Here is a 17,486-nt window from a genome sequence, read left to right on the forward strand (position 1 = left end):
ATATAGATATATTTGTTGTTGATTAATTTCATAGATAGAGTATACATATAACAGAGGGGGGCTTCAAGCCCCCCTCTGTTATTTAATAGCTTATTTTGAAAGCTTATTTCTTATTCGATAATGTAATCTTTGTATTCTTCTGCAATCTTGTCAAATAAAGCTAATAATTCGATTGGATCATCTGTGGTTACTAATTTTAAACGGTGTGGTTTAAAACCGTGAATACCTTTGAAATAGTTTGTATAATGACGTCTCATTTCAACAATTCCCAATCTTTCACCTTTCCATTCCATAGACCAAATTAAATGGTTCTTAGCAGCGTCTAAACGATCTTTTATTGTCGGTGGCGCTAAAATCTCTCCTGTATTGAAGAAGTGTTTAATCTCATCAAATATCCAGGGATATCCTATGGCTGCTCTTCCTATCATCATTCCATCTAAACCAAAGGTTTCTTTGTATTCTAACGCTTTTTGAGGACTGTCAATATCTCCATTTCCAAAGATTGGAATTTGTATACGAGGATTATTTTTGATGCGCTCAATATGCGTCCAGTCTGAATGACCTTTGTACATTTGAGCTCTTGTACGCGCGTGAATAGTCAAAGCTTGTACCCCTACATCTTGTAGTCGCTCTGCTACTTCGTCAATGTTAATCGAATCTTCGTCCCAGCCCAGTCTTGTCTTAACTGTCACTGGTAAATGTGTACTATTGACTACAGCTTTGGTTAGTCGAACCATTAGATCAATGTCTTTTAGTACACCAGCTCCAGCTCCTTTTGATACTACCTTTTTTACAGGACATCCAAAGTTGATATCCACTAAGTCTGGTTGTACGGTCTCTACAATTCTTGCAGATTCAGCCATAGCCTCTTCATCACCACCAAATATTTGGATTCCTACTGGTCTTTCGTAGTCAAAGATATCCAGTTTCATTCTACTCTTCATCGCATCTCGAATTAACCCTTCCGAAGATATAAACTCAGAATACATCAAATCAGCCCCATGTGCTTTGCACAGGCGGCGGAATGGTGGATCACTTACATCTTCCATTGGTGCCAATAAAAGCGGGTGATCAGGGAGTTCTATGTTGCCTATTTTTATCATATTCGTTTTCGAAATTTGATGCAAAAGTACAATATTTTTAGTTTTTCTACTTTTTTGTGTTCAAATTGTAATTTTAACTTGACTTTCAATGAACTATACAGACTTAAACGATTGCTATTTTCGTATCTTTAGAGCTTAATTCTCGATGCCTTTATATTATGAAATTAACATCTTACGATAAGACTCCTTTTCAGATACAGTTCTCTTTTCACAGGTTGATTCACGAAGTGAAGGCCTTCGTTAGTGACGAGCTGCAAAGTGGTCTGAAAAAAGGGTATTATCAAGATTTACTTCAAAGAATAGATCAAGTACCTACTCTGGGTATAATAGCTAATGAACAAGTGATTAAGGATAATCAAGAATTGATAAATGAACTTTTAGAGATTCTTTTTCCGCGCGGATTACAAGACAATGAGATTAAGGCTGTTTCCATGCCTTTTCAAAGTTTGATGTTCAATTATACCAAGCGATTCCACAAGATTATTGAAGAAAGTGGAGGCAATTATGATATTGAGATTAGGAATTTTAGTCCACATCAGTATTATATCGCATGTTGTTGTATCGTGATGAATTATTACTTTAAATGTGATTTTGATATATCATATCCTCTTTTTATTGACTTGCCTGACAGCAAGGGTATTATTCATCACTATAGAGTATTGTACAATGCCGATTTCGTGGAAGTATTCCCAACGGAGAAAGCCCTGATGTTATCCAAAGTAGATATTGAATTACTACAAGATAATTACGATGACCTCGATTTGTGGATTAAGTATTTTCCTCAAGAGAGTTGGATTATTCGTGGATTCGGTATCATAAGTTTAGTGGATGTTACTATTGAAAGTGCTATTTCCCTGTTAAAGGAGAATTTTCTGAAAGCAGAGCTTCAACGTGAGCCGATTGGCAATACTTTGGGACAATTATTTAGTTCGATTTTTAAAGTACCTAATTTGAAGGTTGGTTATACTCCTTTGGAGTTTGACAAGTTGATTCAAGTAGAAACAAGGGATATTATGGCGCTTAATAGCTACTTGATTAATGAGCAAACTAATGAAATTGTCCTTTCAAAGAATGCTTATACTAAGATTATTGAAAAGTTGGAGTATTTTTCAATCTCTGATATAGACGAACACCTTGCCAACGAAAGTGAACGCCTGATGTGTGAACAGTTGAAAGCCCGTGGTGTAAAGAGTTGTTTATTTAGTCCAGTAGTTATTTCTACGGGAATAGAAGGTATTTTGGAAATCATATCAGAAGATCAGCGTGCGCTTCACAGCGTCAATGCACAAAAACTCAATGCGCTGATCCCTATTATTGCTGAGACATTTGAACGAGTAAAGATTGATTTGTTGAATCACGTTGAAGCAATTATACAGAGAGAGTTTACAACGATTCACCCAAGTGTATATTGGAAATTTTTAGAGGAGGCAAGAAGGAATTATGTAGAAAGTGTCATAGAGAAGGATTACTATATTAATCCCATTTCTTTTTCGGATGTTTATCCTCTGTATGGGGAAATTGATATTAAAGGATCGAGTCAGTTGCGCAATGAAGCGATAGTTAAGGATCTTAGGGAACAATTATCTCTGTTGAAAAAGATGTTTAGCAATTCAAAAGGAGAGGTGTCTTCCTTGATTTTAGAGAAGCATTTTTTAAAACTTACTGCTTTTATCAGACAGTTGGAAACTCACTTTTTTTCTGGTTTGGAGCAGCGAATTGAAACCTATATAAAAGAGGAGTTACATCCATTTCTCAAAAAAGAAGCCCATTTGTTTGATGAGGATTTGTTGAAAACATATTTTAATCACATCGATTTGCAGATTAATATATATTATAAGTATCGAAAGATATTTGATCATCAAGTAGGTCGTATGAACAAGTGTTTTTCTGATATTTTAGATGCTCGTCAAAAGGTCGTTCAGAATGTGTTTCCTCATTATTATGAGCGTTTCAAAACGGATGGGATAGAGCACAATATCTATATTGGGGAATCAATTTGTCCAACGTTAAGCTTTGATTTTACTTATTTGCAGAATCTCCGATTATGGCAGTTACAGGTGATGGGAGAACTTATGTGTACGCATTATCGAAATAATATTCAGGAAGTAATTCCGATGGATGTAACAGTTTTGATTTTTGTCTACGATACTTCTCTTGGGATTCAGTTTAGAATGGATGAAAAGCGCTTTGATATTGATGGATCATACAATACAAGATATGAAATTATTAAGAAGCGATTGGATAAAGCTTACATAAAAGAAACAACCGAACGCATTGTACAACCCAAAAAAGTAACTATCGCATTTGCGTCTTCAAAAGATTTAGAAGAATATAGAAACTACTTGAGTTTTGGTCAGAAGTTAGGCTTGTTTACTTCAGAATTTGAACAATTTGAGATTGAAGATATGCAGGGGGTTTCAGGAATGATAGGACTGCGTATCGGCGTGAATCTCGATTTTGATACCGAGTCATTAGATTATGTGAATCTGATGCACTTATTTTTGAGAAATCACTATTTGTAGAAAAACAAAAGGCTATCGTATCTAAACGACAGCCTTTTGCTTTTTATTATCTGAATTATATTGCTCTAAAGGCATATACAAAGGAGATTACAGAGACTAATATACCTACTGTGAAAACCGTATATGTTATGTTTAGAAAGCGATATTTTCTATTTAATACGGCTCCTAAACTGTAGAGGTCTTTTGTCAAAGCATGGTGAAGGTAGCCTTTGTCCTTCATGATATTCATTAGTGTATCTTCGTACTCCTGGTAGGGCATCTGGTGGAATGTACCAAAGAATAATAGATTGACCTCTCTATTTTCGACTTGTTCTCTTGTAAATTTTCCCGATGTTACTTTTGGTCTTGTCGATAAGATTGCAAATATGATTGTGGCTACACTGAATATCATCAAAATAAACGTGGGATATATCAAATGGGCATTACTTGGACTATCTAATTTAGGTATTAAAGTAGAGAGGCAAATCGAAATGATAATGGCGTTAACTGATAGCAGGATATTAGCTTTGCGATCTGCTATGGCACTTAGCTGAGTGTGATTTCTCAATGTTGTTCTAAATAGCGTATCAATCGTCCTATTGGTTTCGACCTTTTCTTTTTTCTTTTTCTTCTCTTTAATTTTTTCTATCTCCTTTAAAATTGCCAGTAAATTTTCTTGCTTTTTGGGTTGCCAATTTTGTTGTGCATAGGCAGTATAGTATCGATGTCTATACAGCATGACATCTCTATTTTGTTCGTGCCATTCTAAATCAGTGTACGTCTTGTGATTAAGAGACTGTAACTCTTTGCGCAAAAGGTTGCTTACCTCTACATAGTTGTCATCTGAGAAGTGGGCAAAATCTGCATCTTTTATTATGCACTCAAGGTCATTATCGGGGATATAATCGAGTTTTGTTGCTCTGATTAATTGCATTACTTGTAAAACAACATCGACATCAACGCCATTTTCTAACAAAAAGGTCTGTGCCATTTGAGCACCGCGTTCTTCGTGTTCTTCCAGTGAATTAATGTATCCAACATCGTGAAACCATGCAGCATATCTCAAAATTTCAGTGTCTTTTTCACTCATTGGTTGATGGATGAGTATTTCTTCTAATCCATTCACTACACGTAGAGTATGATTAAAATTATGATACGTATATTGATGTGATAATGTATCTTTGTGTATCTGAAAGATATGTTCTTCAACCTTTTGTAGAATTGTCATTTTTTCAAAAACTTTATTGACTCTAAATTATGAAATTAATTCCTCACATAGGACTAAACGCTGTTAAAAGTCCTTTAGTATCTATATTTAGTATTATTCTGCTGTCCTATGGTTGTGCTTCTTACAAAGATCGTGCAAACAATATGCAGGGAATGAGTATATCTCCCTCTTATGAACAGGTTGAGGTATCTCATACGTATTACCTGTTGGGAAATATGGGCTACTTGGAGAATGAAAAGGTCAATCCCTATTTTTTAAGTGGAGGGGATAAAGCGAATCAGACAATTGTATTCTTGGGAGATAATGTTAGTGGCGGCTTGTCAAAGAAGCATCAAGAACAATATCAAAAGAGTCTCAAACAACTTGAGAATGAGGTACAATTAGCTAAATCATTTGGAGGCAATACTGTGTTTATTAATGGAAATAAGGAATGGTCGGCTGGATATGAGGGTATCAAGCGCATAAGTGATTACTTAGAAAGTGAATTGGCAAATAAGAAAGCACTCTTACCGCGAAAGGTATGTGGTTTTGAGCGATTAAAGATCAATGATGAGACTGTATTAATTGTTGTAGATAGTCAATGGTATCTTGAGGATTGGAACAAGCAACCGAATATCAATGAAGATTGTGATATAAAGACAAGAGAGGATTTCTTCGAAGAATTAAGAGGGGAGATTAATAAGAATCAAAACAGGGTAGTGCTCTTAGCTATGCACCATCCCGTAGTGAGCAATGGAAATCACGGAGGTAAATTTTCTTTTAATGATCATTTGTTTCCCTTTGAGTCTAAGATTCCGATGCCTCTCATAGGCTCTCTATTTAACTATACTCGTGCTATGTCTGGAGTGTACGCGCAGGATTTGCAAAGTAAAAAGTACAATGAGTTCAGTAAGCATCTTCGTACAATGGCACAGATGTATGAGAATGTTATCCTTGTGTCAGGTCATGAAAAGAATCTACAGTATATAGAGAGTAGTGGTGTAAAGCAAGTAATTAGTGGTGCTATGACGAATAGTAATACTGCTGCTCGAGCAATTGATGTAAATGACTTCACATCTACTAAGAAGGGGTACGCCAAAATAGAAGTATTAAAGGATAGAACTACTTGGCTCTCTTTTTGGGCTTTAAACCAAGATAAAGAAGAGCTCATCCACCGTCAGAAAATACTTGAGATAGAAAATCCTTCCTTTGACCCTATTAATGAAATAGAGGAAGGAGTTACATTCGCAAGTGTTTACCCACAAGAATGGGTAAAGAAAACAAGTTGGTACAAGTTTTTATGGGGCGAACATTATAGGGATACTTATGGAACACCTATAGAAGTACCAATCGCAGATATAACGAAGATAAACGGCGGATTAACACCTACTATTTCTGGAGGTGGTAATCAATCTATGTCATTGCGTTTGGTCGATAAGGACGGAAAAGAATATGTCATGCGTGGAATTAAGAAGAGTGTGGCCAGATTTGTGCAAACAGCTGTCTTTAAGGATCAATATGTTATGAACTCTTTTGACAATACTTGGGCTGAGCGCTTTATTTATGACTTTTACACGACATCACATCCCTATACTGCTTTTGTGTTGGGAGATTTGTCAGATAAAATAGGATTGTTTCACACAAACCCTAAGCTGTATTATATCCCTAAACAAACTGCCTTGGGAAGGTTTAATGCAAACTATGGGGATGAGTTGTATATGATTGAAGAAAGGCCTACAGATGGCTTTGAGGAAGAAGATAGTTTTGGGAATGCTGCAAATATTATTAGTACTTCGGATGTGATTGCAAAATTGCGCAAAGATGAGAAGTACGAAATAGATCAAACAGCTTTTCTGCGCGCGCGCATTTTTGATATGCTCATAGGGGATTGGGATAGACATGGGGATCAATGGAGATGGTCAGAGTTTAAAGAGGAGGACAAAGTTATATACAAACCAATACCACGAGATAGGGATCAAGCTTTTGCCAAAATTGATGGTGCATTATTGAGGTTAATTAAGAAATTACCTCCTTTAAGACATATGCAGAATTATCAAAAGAGCTTTGCAAACCCAAGATGGCTAAATAAAACTGCATTTCCATTAGATCAATATTTATTAAAGTCAACAGAGTTAGATGATTGGTTAACTCAAGCAGAGGATATTGTCAGCAAGTTAGATGATGAATCTATTGAGACGGCATTTGCAGCATTGCCTAAAGAAGTTCAAGGTAAAGAAGTTGAGGATATTATTGCTGTTTTGAAGTGGAGGAGAGATCACATCAAAGGGTACTTACCTAAGTATTTTGATAAGTTGCGTCAATATGTGGTTTTGGCAGGTACAGATAAGAAAGATAGATTCGATATTGAGCGTTTAGAAAATGGAGATGTCAGCGTTAAACAATATCGCCTTAAAAAGAATAGTGATGAGTTAGTTTTTGAACATGTGTATTCTTCTGCTCAAACAAGTGAGATTTGGTTGTACGGACTTAATGATGAGGATGTTTTTAATGTAAGAGGAGAAAGTAAATCGACTATTCGCTTGAGATTAATCGGAGGCAAGAATCAAGATAAATTTGATGTTGCAAATCCATCGAAAGTAATCGTTTACGATTATAGAGATAAAACAAATGAAATCATTTCACCAAATGGCTCTGTTCGCAAATACATCAGTAATTCTTATGACTTAAATAATTTTAATTATGAGCGTTTGCCTTTAAATGTCAATATGCTGTTGCCTAATATTGGATATAATCCTGAAGATGGTGTAAAATTGGGATTCTTATATAGTTCGACACGTTCTAAATTTGTTCAAGATCCGTATAGTTCAAAACATACTTTGAAGGGTTTCTATTCTTTCAATACAAAGGGATTAGAAGCGGAGTATAAAGGTTATTTTCCTAATGCAACGAACAATTGGATGTTTACAATAGGAGGAAGAGCGACAAGTCCAAACTTTGCTATTAATTATTACGGCATAGGCAACGAGACTTATTACTTTGATAATGAACTTGGAAAGGACTATAAACGCGTTAGAATCGAAAGTTATTCTATATCTCCTGGATATAGATATGAAGGAAAACAAGGAGGGAGCTTTGAGACAAATATAGAATACGAAGCTTTGAAAGTGCAGGATAAAGCGAATCGATTTGTTACGAGTACACCTGAAGTTGTAAATCAAAAGGTGTTTGATTTTCAGCAATATGCAACTGTAAAAGGAGAGTTTAACTATGAACAGTATAATTACAAAGCAAATCCAACAGTTGGTTTTGGTTTTAATGCAAAGGCAGGTTGGAAGTTGAATTTAAGAGATACTGATCAAAACTTTACTTATTTGGATTTACAAATGAACTTTGTGCATTTTATCGATAGGAGTGAGCGATTAGTACTCGCTACAAATTTTAATTATCAAACGAGATTTAATGATAATTACGACTTCTATCATGCATCAACTATAGGAGGAAATGCAAACTTGCGTGGTTTTAGACCTGAGCGATTTACAGGAAAGACTTCTTTTGTACAAACAACAGATTTAAGATATAATGTTGCTCAATTTACTGCTGGGTTTTTACCATTGACTTTTGGCCTATATGGAGGGTTTGATTACGGTAGAGTTTGGACACCAAATGAAAATTCAGACAAATGGCATAATGCCTATGGTGGTGGAATTTGGTTTACAGCAGTAGAACAAGCGACCATCCACTGTTCTTATTTTGGAAGTGTTGATGGAGGTCGCTTTGTATTTGGTTTAGGGTTTGGGTTTTAATGTACCCAAATCTACCTTGTAAATTTTACCGCCTTTTTTATCTTTGACTTCGTCAGCAAGATATAGCGTATTGTTGTCTTTGAATGTGATTGCCTCTTTTTGAGAAACGTGGTGTAGCTTATGTGTGGTAATTTTACCATCCATAATTGCATTTGGGTTAAAGCTATCTACGATCCACACTTTTGAATGTGATAATAATACAAAGGAATTCTCATCTGGGCTAATGGCAGCACCAGTAATAGCACATTGTTTGTATATATTACAGCCTTTAAATTTCTGAACGTATTGTGCTTTGTGATGTCCAGCTACGTTTGGTACTTTATAGACTAAAGAAGTGCCATCAAATGCTTTGCTTCTATTCTTTGTGAAAATGTAGAAATTATCATTGTAAAAAAAGAAAGCCTCTGCATCGTAAAATAGTTCTGTATCAACAGGGGGGAATGCCGTTTGTTCTGGGTATTCAAATGAGATAATAGCAGCTGGTGTTGCTGACTTTTTACTTAGATCCTCTTTGTTGATTTTGATAATTCTCAAATCTTTTCGTTGGTTTTTGTTATTTCCAAAATCGCCAATGTACAGATTTCCTTCCCTATCAGCAGTTAATTCTTCCCAATCAATATTCTTCGTTTGGGCAACTTCTAACGTATTAACGATATTTCCCAATGAGTCAATTTGATATAGTTCACTTTTATTTCCGCTATCTTGTAGGGTCCAGAAAGTCTTTGATTCCGCATCATAGTGAATACCAGAAACTTCTTTTAGTTGATTTGGAAGCGTGATATAATCTTGTGTGATATCCTTTTTTTGTCCGCAGCTTGTCAGTGCAAACAGACTAAATAAAATCAGGGTAGAATATACTCTCATAGCAATAATTATTTTTAAACTATAAAGTTACTAAAGAGTTAAAGATAAATGAAGCTGTGTTTTGAAAAATATTGTGATTTTTTGAAGGAAATAGTTTATAATAATTTGATAGTCGACGAAAAAAAGCATATATAATTCAAACTTTAAAGTATATTTGCAAAATATAGGGTTATTGTACTGTAATAGAAAGAGTATAAACGCCTTAAAACAATGATTATATGATTATTGAAAGTGGTTTCAATACTTCTAATGGGCATGTAATCACTAATTAAACTTTGATATTACGAAGAATGAAGAACATTAGAAACTTTTGTATCATTGCTCATATTGACCATGGTAAGAGTACGTTAGCGGATAGATTATTAGATGCTACACAAACGGTAACAGCTAGAGAGCAACAGAATCAGTTGTTGGATAATATGGATTTGGAACGCGAGAGAGGTATTACTATCAAGTCTCATGCTATCCAAATGGAATATATGCACAATGGAGAGAAATATATTTTAAATCTAATTGATACTCCAGGGCACGTAGACTTTTCTTATGAAGTTTCTAGGTCTATTGCAGCGTGTGAAGGAGCGCTTTTGATTGTTGATGCTGCGCAAAGTATTCAAGCACAGACTATCTCTAACCTTTATTTAGCGTTAGAAAATGATTTGACAATCATTCCTGTTTTAAACAAAATTGATTTGCCAAGTGCCAATCCTGAAGAAGTAAGCGACGATATCGTTGATTTATTAGGTTGTGACTATGAAGATATTATCCCTGCATCTGGTAAGACAGGACTTGGAGTTGATAAGATCTTAGAGGCAATTATTAATAGAGTACCTTCTCCTAAGGGGAACCCAGAGGAACCACTACAAGCGTTAATTTTTGATTCTGTCTACAATCCCTTTAGAGGTATTGAGGTTATTTTCCGTGTGATAAACGGTAAAATTACGAAAGGACAAAGAATTAAATTTATGGCTACTGGGAAGGAATATTTTGCAGACGAAATTGGGACATTAAAACTGACTCAAGCGCCTAAACAAGAAATTTCAAGTGGTGACGTTGGATACCTGATCTCTGGTATTAAGGAAGCAAGAGAAGTAAAAGTAGGGGATACGATTACTGATGCAAAAGTGCCTACACAGAATATGATTGAAGGGTTTGAGAACGTGAAACCAATGGTATTTGCTGGTATTTACCCTGTTGATACGGAGGATTATGAAGAATTGCGTAACTCTATGGAGAAACTCCAACTGAATGATGCTTCTTTAGTATTCGCTGCAGAGAGTTCAGCTGCTTTAGGATTTGGTTTCCGATGTGGATTCTTGGGAATGCTGCACATGGAGATTATTCAGGAGCGTTTAGAGCGCGAGTTTAACATGACGGTTATTACAACTGTACCTAACGTGTCTTATTTAGCCTATACGAAGAAAGAGCCAGATACGGCTATTATTGTAAATAACCCGTCAGACCTACCTGAACCTTCTAAGTTAGAGAGAGTTGAAGAGCCATATATTAAAGCAACTATTATTACTAAAGCTGACTTTGTTGGTCAAGTAATGAGTTTGTGTATTGATAAACGTGGAATTATTACTAATCAAACTTACTTAACTGAAGATCGTGTGGAGTTAATGTTTGATATGCCGTTGGCAGAGATTGTATTTGACTTCTACGACAGATTAAAAACGGTATCTAAAGGGTATGCTTCTTTTGACTATTCTCCTATAGGTATGCGTACGTCAAATTTAGTTAAAGTCGACGTGATGCTTAATGCGAATGTAGTAGATGCGCTGTCTGCTCTAATGCACGCAGATAATGCTTATTCTATTGGAAAGAAAATGTGTGAGAAGTTAAAAGAGCTTATTCCACGTCAACAATTTGATATTCCTATTCAGGCAGCTATTGGTGTAAAAGTTATTGCTCGTGAAACAGTAAAAGCTTTGCGTAAAGACGTTACAGCTAAATGTTATGGTGGGGATATTTCTCGTAAACGTAAATTACTTGAAAAGCAAAAAGCAGGTAAGAAACGCATGCGACAAGTGGGTAACGTTGAGATACCGCAAGAAGCATTTATGGCAGTGTTAAAATTGAACGATTAATTAGGGTAACTTGCTCTATTTGACAATATTAAGAGACAATCATTTTTTAAGTGATTGTCTCTTTTTTTGCATTACATTTGCGGCGTTTATTTTTAAAATATATATGAAGATAATTTTAAGTAAAGTATTGTTTGCTTTATTGTTACTATTAGGTTTCTACGGATGTAAGGAACAAAAGGCGGCTGAAGTCGTTAAGGTAGTAGAAAATCAAGAATCAAAGGAAGTTCAAGAAGTTCAACAGGAGAAACTTATCACAATAGAGAAAACTGTTCTACCTATAGAATCAAAAGTAAATTTCAATTTGATTATTCCTGCGTATTACAATCAGGAGGGAGAAAAGAGTATTTACGAATCTATCAATGACTCTTGGTTGGAGTTTAGAGAGGTAAATGGTGCATTTGTCGTTCAAAAAGCAGAGTATAATCTATCAGATCCCCTGATGAATGAGTGTACAGGAGAATTACAAGTGGGAGTCTTTTCGCCAGATGAAGAAGAACCCCTTATTTATTTTTCACCTGATAATAGTGATATTAAAGAGGGAGAGTTAATCTCTTTGCCTAAAGGGGCTTTGCCATTCTGGACTGAGAATGTTGTAGAATATGTTTACGAAGGAAATACGTATACCTTTTCATCTACAGGTAAGCTTACGGACTTTTATGAATATACTACAGATGACATTGAGGAGCCGCAAATGCATAAAAGTTATTCGGACTATGTGTTGTATTTATCTGTCAATGGAAAAGACAAACAAGAGATACTCAAAGTAGATAGTTTCGATGGGACTTTTTTACAAGTTTTATTTGTAGGAGATATGGATGGAGATGGCAAACTTGATTTTATATTTGATACATCAAGTTTTTATGAAGAGAAATCTATTGATGTCTATTTATCGAAGGGAGCTAAGAATTACTTATATCTTGCCTCTCAGGGTAGAAATGACTTTAGTTGTTAATAAATAAAGAAGGAGATTACACTGTGTAATCTCCTTCTTTATTTAATAATTGTCTTGGTATTGATTGATATATCCCATCAGGGTCTGTTTATCCATATAGCCTGATTGTCTCCACAATAGTTTGCCTTTTCTAAAGAGCATCGTTGCAGGTACTCCTCTCAGTTGAAATTGGGTACTGTATTGTGCTACAATCGACTGGTTTTTATCAACGTCTATTTTGACAATTGTAATTTGATCTTCTAAAGTTCTTTTAACTTCTTCTAATACTGGTGCAAACATTTTGCAAGGACCACACCAGGTAGCAAAAAAGTTAACAAGAACTAATTGATCGCGTTCGATTAGTTCTTGAAAATTATTCATTCTGATTATTTATTTGTAGTTGAACAAGTTGAAGAACAGCTTCCGCCTTCAATAAGCGATAAGTTGGTATTCTTGATTGCTCCAAATCCGCCAATTATATCTATCATATTGTGGTATCCTCTTGCCTTAAGGATAGAGGCTGCTATCAAAGAGCGGTATCCTCCAGCACAGTGAATATAAAACTTCTCATTCGTAGGGAAATCAGCAATGTTTTCATTGATGTAATCTAATGGAGAATGTGTTAAGTCACTGTAATTTAAGTGAGCAGAGTTGTACTCTCCTGGCTTGCGTACATCAACAACTTTAATTGGATCAGTATTTAACTTCTCAGCAAATTCCTCAGCAGTGATTTGTTGTACAGTGTCATATTCATGTCCGTCTTCTTTCCAAGATTTGAATCCTCCTTTTAAGTATCCAAGGGTGTTGTCATAACCTACACGTGACAGTCTAATGATCGCCTCTTCTTCACGTCCCTCAGGAGTTATAAGCATGATAGGTTGTTTTATATCTGTAATTAAAGCACCTACCCAAGGAGCAAACTGACCATCAAGTCCTATGAAGATAGAACCAGGGATGTGGCCTGAAGCAAATTCGGCTGCTGGTCTAACATCTAATAAAAGTGCCCCAGAATCATCAGCTAATGCCTGAAACTCTTTAGAGTTAAGGGCTTTGTTGTTAGTAACTATAGTTTCTACATTCTCATACCCTTCTTTGTTTAATTTAACATTCAACGGGAAATAGGCAGGAGGTGGTAGTAAACCATCCGTTACTTCTTTAACAAATTCAGCTTCTGTCATATCAGCTCGTAAAGCATAATTTGTTTGTTTTTGATCTCCTAATGTACCTACAGTTTCTTTACTCAAGTTTTTACCACAAGCAGAACCTGCTCCGTGTGCTGGATAAACGATTACGTCATCAGCAAGCGGCATAATTTTGGTGCGCAAGCTATGGTACAAGGTAGCTGCTAATTGTTCTTGTGTTAAGTTAGCCGCTTTTTGAGCCAAGTCAGGTCGACCAACATCTCCTAAGAATAGGGTATCACCACTAAAGATTGCGTGATCTTTGCCGTTTTCATCTTTTAATAAGTACGTTGTACTTTCCATTGTATGCCCAGGAGTATGTAGGGCTGTAATAGTGATATTCCCAAGTTTGAATACTTCCCCATCTTTAGCTATATGTGCTTTATATGTCGGGTTTGCATTCGGCCCATATACAATAGGTGCATTTGTTTTTTCTGCTAAGGTGACATGTCCACTTACAAAGTCTGCGTGAAAGTGCGTTTCAAATATGTATTTGATTTTAGCGTTGTCTTTAGCAGCTCTATCTAAGTACGGTTGTACTTCTCTTAAAGGGTCAATGATTGCAACTTCTCCATTGCTTTCTATATAGTAAGCTCCTTGAGCTAAACATCCAGTATAAATTTGTTCTATTTTCATATCGTTGTTTATTTTTTTAAGTTAAGTAAAAGTAAGAAGTTGTTTTTAATAACACAGTAACTTAGGTTACAAACTATAAAAACACTTCTTTGATAAGTATGTAAATTGCCATAGTCAAGACAAAATAGCCAAAACCTTTTTTCAGGTTATTGTCAGGAACGAATCGGGTAAGGTAGATTCCTATAAAGATTCCAATGATTGATATTCCACTAAAAGTCAGTAGTAAAGTCCAATCAATCAAAGTATGTGAGAGATCGCCTAAAAAGCCAATTAAGGACTGTATGGCGACAATGCACAAAGATGTTCCTACGGCCATTCGCATTGGCATATTGGTAAATAAGACTAAAGCCGGTATAATTAAGAATCCTCCACCTGCCCCAACGGTACCCGCTAAAAGCCCAATCAATATTCCTTGAATGACAAGGTTAAATACACGAGGGTTGTCGTTTTGTATTTTTGAGGCCTTTGCAGGCTTAATCATTTTTGTAGCAGAAGTAAACATGACTAAGGCGAATAATACCATTAGAGCCATGTTTTTATCTATATTCCATGCTCCTATTGATATAAATGGGGGAATCAAGGGCAGCAAATAAGCGCGGGTGATAAAAACAGCAATAAGAGAAGGTATTCCAAATAAAACAACAGCTTTAAGATCTACTTTTTTGTCGATGTAGTTTTTTATTCCTCCGATTAATGCTGTAGTGCCCACAATAAATAGAGAATAAGCTGTCGCTACAAAAGGCTCTACTTTCATAATGTAAACTAGTATAGGCACAGTTAAAATAGATCCTCCACTTCCAATTAAGCCGAGTGAGACTCCTATTAACAATGCAAGACCATAGCCTATAAATGCTAAATTTTCCATATTGTAATTAAGGTTTTAGCAGCTCAATATATTTTCTGTTAAGTTGTATGATACCCTCGTTTTCCAGTGTTTTTAGTATTCTTGAGATGACAACTCTTGAAGTATTAAGTTCGTCCGCTAATTCTTGATGTGTATTATTAATAAAGCGACTATTGTATATCTTAGCTTTGTTTCTAAGTAAATTACACAGTCTTTCTTCCATGTTCAAAAATGCCAAGCTATCGATAGCTGTTAGCATTTCATTCATCCTATTGTTGTAGCTATTTAATACGAAGTTTCTCCAACTTTTGTATTTGACCAACCACTCATCCATTTTGCCAACAGGGACTAAGACAACACTTCCATCTCTTTCAGCAATGGATCTGACTTGACTTTTAGTTTCACCTAAACAGCAAGTGAGCGTCATGGCACAAGTATCACCTTCTTCAATAAAGTACAAGACTATTTCTCCCTCTCTCTGATCTTCTCTAATAATCTTGATAGCGCCAGATAACAACAAGGGAATTTTCTTGATGTATTCTCCAATTTCCATTAGTATTTCACCTTCTTTAAAATCTTTAATTGTTGAAACTTCAATAATTTCATCTAATAGTTTTTCCTCGAAAGTGTGACGATATTTGTTCCTTATTGCATGTTCCATAGAAATGTGGTAAATGGTTTAAAAGTCCTAATTTACTTTATTGAGATAATATAACAAAAGTATTGGAGTTTTTAATCCAAATAGCACATTAATGAGGGAGCCATTTTCTAATTAGTCCGTAGAACCACGTACCTAAAAGTGCGCCAATTATCGCTATCGCTATTGGATAGAAACCTGCACCTAATAAGGCAAACATTGGACCAGGACATGCGCCTCCAAGTGCCCATCCTAAACCGAAGAAAATACCGCCAATAAGATATCGAGGGATACTCTTTTCTTTTGGTGTAAATTCAATTTTATTTCCAGAAAAATCCTTAATATTTTTCTTTTTGATTATCAGAGTTGCAATAACGGCTATAGTTAAGGCTGTTCCCATAATCCCATACATGTGGAAGCTGTCAAACTGAAACATTTCATAGATTCTAAACCACGATGCTGCTCCTGATTTAAACATCCCTATTCCGAATAACATTCCTACTAATAAATATGCTAATTTTTTCATCTTGTATCGTTAATATAACTATTTGTGATTGTTTGTTTTTTTGTATTCCCTTTGAGTGAATGCTCTTGCTTAAAAGATAAAAGGGAATAAGATGTGAACCATAATAAGCCCACCGATGAAGAATCCAATAACCGCTATTAAAGATGGAAGCTGTAGATTGCTCAAACCACTAATAGCATGACCTGAGGTACAGCCACCTGCGTAGCGCGAACCAAACCCAACAAAGAAACCTGCGATAAGCAATAGTACAATGGATTTCACTGATGAAAATGCTTCGGTTCCAAATAATTCAGTAGGGATATATGATTTTCCAGCACTTTCAATGCCAAGTTCACTTAGTTTGCTTATTGTATTTTCACCTAATGGAACCGCTGCAGTGTCTATGCTTAAAAAATGATACGCAATAAAACCACCTAAAATAGTACCCACTAAAAATAACAAGTTCCACGTTTGTGCTTTCCAATTAAAACAGAAAAAATCACAACTTTTTCCTGCTCCCATCATTGAGCACATTGTTCTTAAATTGGATGAGAATCCGAAAGTTTTCCCCATTAAAAGTAATAGTATTAGGGTTATCGCGATGAATATTCCTCCAATATACCAAGGCCATGGTTGTAGTATCAAATCCATAATTTTTGATTAAGTAAATTAATATTGTAGCAAATGTCTTTAATATAAGTGAACTTAAATGTAACCTAAGATACAATACTCAAAAAAAAGTATTTCAAGTTTAATTAGGGCGATAGCTGTGGTTTTTGTAGTTTTATAGGTACATAAACAATATATCAAAAACTTTAAAATGTAGTATTATGAAAGATGCTAAACACAGAGTAGTTTTTCAACTGAACACAGATAATATTATCGAACAAAATGCTTTAGTTACTTATACTAATAATGTAAAAAAACATTGGGGAGATGATGTGGAAATTCACGTAGTTGTGCATGGACCTGGCATTGGTATGGTGAGAAAAAGTAAGTCTATGATCGAGGAGCCTATTAAGGCATTAATGCTTAAGGGAATTAAATTTTTTGCGTGTGAGAACACGATGAATGCTCGTCAGATTGACAAGGCTGATATCATGGAGAATGTTGGTTATGTTCCTTCTGGAGTGGTCTATATTATCGAACAACAAGAAGCAGGGTGGGCATACATAAAATGCAATTTATAATATAATTTTATTGTTGAGTTTTGCTTTTTATGTAAA

At 35.4% G+C, this 17,486-nt stretch carries 14 protein-coding genes; 5 read left to right on the forward strand and 9 right to left on the reverse strand.

The features are described 5' to 3' along the window. Positions 1–110: 110 nt before the first annotated feature. Positions 111–1,103: a tRNA dihydrouridine synthase DusB gene (gene dusB / locus GOQ24_RS00910; RefSeq protein ID WP_155092699.1), complete on the reverse strand. Its 993-nt coding sequence runs from the start codon at positions 1,101–1,103 to the stop codon at positions 111–113. Positions 1,104–1,261: 158 nt separating this feature from the next. Here dusB and GOQ24_RS00915 point away from each other — a divergent pair, with 158 nt between their 5' ends. Then, positions 1,262–3,625 carry a hypothetical protein gene (locus GOQ24_RS00915; RefSeq protein WP_160338934.1) on the forward strand — a complete coding sequence of 788 codons (2,364 nt, stop codon included), beginning with the start codon at positions 1,262–1,264 and terminating at the stop codon, positions 3,623–3,625. A 55-nt stretch (positions 3,626–3,680) separates the two neighbouring features. On the opposite strand, the gene GOQ24_RS00920 is transcribed toward GOQ24_RS00915, so the two are convergent. Beyond that, on the reverse strand, positions 3,681–4,832 hold the full coding sequence (locus GOQ24_RS00920) for a Pycsar system effector family protein (RefSeq protein ID WP_155092469.1): 1,152 nt from the start codon (positions 4,830–4,832) through the stop codon (positions 3,681–3,683). 29 nt (positions 4,833–4,861) lie between these two features. Here GOQ24_RS00920 and GOQ24_RS00925 point away from each other — a divergent pair, with 29 nt between their 5' ends. Next, positions 4,862–8,575 carry a BamA/TamA family outer membrane protein gene (locus GOQ24_RS00925; protein ID WP_160338935.1) on the forward strand — a complete coding sequence of 1,238 codons (3,714 nt, stop codon included), beginning with the start codon at positions 4,862–4,864 and terminating at the stop codon, positions 8,573–8,575. Here the strand turns inward: GOQ24_RS00925 and GOQ24_RS00930 are convergent. Further along, the gene (locus tag GOQ24_RS00930) at positions 8,558–9,439 is read right to left on the reverse strand and encodes an esterase-like activity of phytase family protein (RefSeq protein ID WP_160338936.1); all 882 of its coding nucleotides are present in this window, start codon (positions 9,437–9,439) and stop codon (positions 8,558–8,560) included. The genes GOQ24_RS00925 and GOQ24_RS00930 overlap by 18 nt on opposite strands. A gap of 290 nt (positions 9,440–9,729) precedes the next feature. Between GOQ24_RS00930 and lepA the strand changes: the two genes are divergently transcribed. Both lepA and GOQ24_RS00940 read left to right on the forward strand, forming a co-directional pair. Further along, positions 9,730–11,526, forward strand: coding sequence for a translation elongation factor 4 (gene lepA, locus GOQ24_RS00935; RefSeq protein WP_155092472.1), 1,797 nt, complete (start codon positions 9,730–9,732; stop codon positions 11,524–11,526). A gap of 103 nt (positions 11,527–11,629) precedes the next feature. Continuing rightward, the gene (locus tag GOQ24_RS00940; protein WP_160338937.1) at positions 11,630–12,478 is read left to right on the forward strand and encodes a hypothetical protein; all 849 of its coding nucleotides are present in this window, start codon (positions 11,630–11,632) and stop codon (positions 12,476–12,478) included. A gap of 42 nt (positions 12,479–12,520) precedes the next feature. Here the strand turns inward: GOQ24_RS00940 and trxA are convergent, their stop codons facing one another. The 6 genes from trxA to GOQ24_RS00970 all read right to left on the reverse strand — a co-directional run bounded on the left by trxA (position 12,521) and on the right by GOQ24_RS00970 (position 16,911). After that, a complete protein-coding gene (trxA, locus tag GOQ24_RS00945) occupies positions 12,521–12,838 on the reverse strand; it encodes a thioredoxin (protein WP_155092475.1) in 318 nt (105 codons plus the stop codon). 5 nt (positions 12,839–12,843) lie between these two features. Beyond that, on the reverse strand, positions 12,844–14,274 hold the full coding sequence (locus GOQ24_RS00950; protein ID WP_155092476.1) for an MBL fold metallo-hydrolase: 1,431 nt from the start codon (positions 14,272–14,274) through the stop codon (positions 12,844–12,846). Between the two features lie 73 nt (positions 14,275–14,347). Then, positions 14,348–15,139, reverse strand: a complete 792-nt coding sequence (locus GOQ24_RS00955; protein WP_160338938.1) for a sulfite exporter TauE/SafE family protein — start codon at positions 15,137–15,139, stop codon at positions 14,348–14,350. A gap of 7 nt (positions 15,140–15,146) precedes the next feature. After that, positions 15,147–15,779: a Crp/Fnr family transcriptional regulator gene (locus GOQ24_RS00960; protein WP_155092478.1), complete on the reverse strand. Its 633-nt coding sequence runs from the start codon at positions 15,777–15,779 to the stop codon at positions 15,147–15,149. Positions 15,780–15,867: 88 nt separating this feature from the next. Further along, on the reverse strand, positions 15,868–16,281 hold the full coding sequence (locus tag GOQ24_RS00965) for a DUF6691 family protein (protein WP_155092479.1): 414 nt from the start codon (positions 16,279–16,281) through the stop codon (positions 15,868–15,870). 69 nt (positions 16,282–16,350) lie between these two features. Beyond that, entirely contained in the window at positions 16,351–16,911 is a 561-nt protein-coding gene (locus GOQ24_RS00970) for a YeeE/YedE family protein (protein WP_155092480.1), read from the reverse strand. Between the two features lie 179 nt (positions 16,912–17,090). Between GOQ24_RS00970 and GOQ24_RS00975 the strand changes: the two genes are divergently transcribed. Further along, entirely contained in the window at positions 17,091–17,450 is a 360-nt protein-coding gene (locus tag GOQ24_RS00975) for a DsrE family protein (protein WP_155092481.1), read from the forward strand. Positions 17,451–17,486: the final 36 nt, after the last annotated feature.

The organism is Myroides sp. LoEW2-1, from assembly GCF_009767705.1.
GTDB classification, from domain to species: domain Bacteria; phylum Bacteroidota; class Bacteroidia; order Flavobacteriales; family Flavobacteriaceae; genus Flavobacterium; species Flavobacterium album_A.